This window comes from Mesorhizobium sp. ORS 3428 (assembly GCF_001854785.1).
GTDB lineage: Bacteria > Pseudomonadota > Alphaproteobacteria > Rhizobiales > Rhizobiaceae > Mesorhizobium.
Window position 1 is genome coordinate 1 of record NZ_MDFL01000085.1, and the last position, 1510, is coordinate 1510.

The 1510-nt window shown below is 57.2% G+C and carries 1 protein-coding gene; it reads right to left on the reverse strand.

All coding sequences use genetic code 11. The annotated features are described in order from the left end of the window. Positions 1 to 111 precede the first annotated feature (111 nt). A complete protein-coding gene (locus tag ORS3428_RS08500; RefSeq protein ID WP_071096390.1) occupies positions 112 to 1371 on the reverse strand; it encodes an amidohydrolase family protein in 1260 nt (419 codons plus the stop codon). Positions 1372 to 1510: the final 139 nt, after the last annotated feature.

Here is a 1510-nt window from a genome sequence, read left to right on the forward strand (position 1 = left end):
GTGTCCATGTGCAACCTCGGGTCTGCAAAGTTGAGGGTCGAGAGCGATGCGAACTCTGAACGACCTGGCATCGCGTGAGCTTGGATTGGAGCGCCGCTCCAGCCCTCTTGCCTATGAAGTTAATCCGAAAAATTCTGTCGCATTTTCGGAGAGCACCCGTGTAGCCAAGCGCTCTGCATGGCGCGAATGGAAATAACCATCCGCAACCTTTTCCTCCAGCACATCGCCGATCAGGTGCCGCGCACTCTCTATTGCCGCGTACGATTCCTCGACATGCACGCAGTCGCCCCCGATCATCATTCGCGAGTGATCAGGCAAGACTTCGATCGCTTCGTGGAATGCCAGCTTGAAATAGGACGGGCTCAACAGAAAAGACCAGCACAAATCGAGCCACACGTTGCGGTAAACGAACGCCATGCCCAGCAAATCGCGACTCCACGGATATGCCAAGTGCATAAGCAGGAATCGCGTGCGAGGATGACGCTCAATCAGCCCAGCCATCCGCAACGGGTGCGAGCCCTTTAAGATCGCAGTGCCCAAGTGGGTCTGGACTGGCAAATCCATCTCACCTGCGAGTCGGCAGAACAAGTCCACCACGAAATCGCCAAACGCATTGCGCTGGGCAGCAGAGGGCGAGAGCTGCCCCCAGGCCTGGCGAGCAAGCCCCTCATTTGGCTCGTCGAAGTTTACGTCCCGGTCGTAGGCGAGTGCGTTTTTGAGTGCGACTTGATTTCGTCCACGGCAGCCGGCGACGAGCTCGCGGATGGCCTCGCAATAATCGTCAAAGGTCCTCACTTCCATGCCGAGCCGCGCGAGCATTGAATGAGCGGAATTTCCGTTGTGATCGAGCGATAGCGGATGCCATCCAAAAGCGAACGCATTGAAGCGGAGTACCGCGTCGTAACGATCACCCAGTTGAGGACGCAAATCCGAAACCGGGTCCAGGAAGGAGTCGGTCACGATTCTCTTTATACCGGCCCGTCTAACCACTTCCCTGGGCCAATGCACGTTTTTGTGGTGAGCTTGGACCGCGGCATCTACCGCTTCCCAATTCTCTCGCGTGATGCCGTCCTCGCCGGCTTGGCAAAGGTGTGAAATACCGCGGACCAAGTTGCGCACGAATGCGTTTGAGTAGCTTCTTTCCAGGTAAGGCGATAGAGCTTCCCAGCTGGTGGGCTCGACGTTGCTCGATACGATGTCCCCGGTGGCCTTCGGATCCGAGGGGAGCACATCCGTCGTCCAGGCCGCATAGCTCTGTCGAAACAACCTCAGCAGATTGACATCGCTGGCAAGTGTGATCTCAGGCATATGATGCTCATGGACGTCGACCACGTCGGACGTCTCGACAAATTCCCGGATTGATCCTGGCATTGCTGTGGCACTCCGCTAATCCACTGGAATGTTCGTCGGGATGGCTGCCTCTACGATCGGCGTTGAGGTATCGGTCTAAGGCGCCAAATACGCTAACAGGCGCGGGTCATCGCGCACCTCTTGTGAAGGGCCCGACAGG

What these genes read in the sequence shown, in the direction of transcription:
- ORS3428_RS08500 (WP_071096390.1), bottom strand. Translation starts at nt 1,371, where the DNA reads ATGCCAGGATCAATCCGGGAATTTGTCGAGACGTCCGACGTGGTCGAC.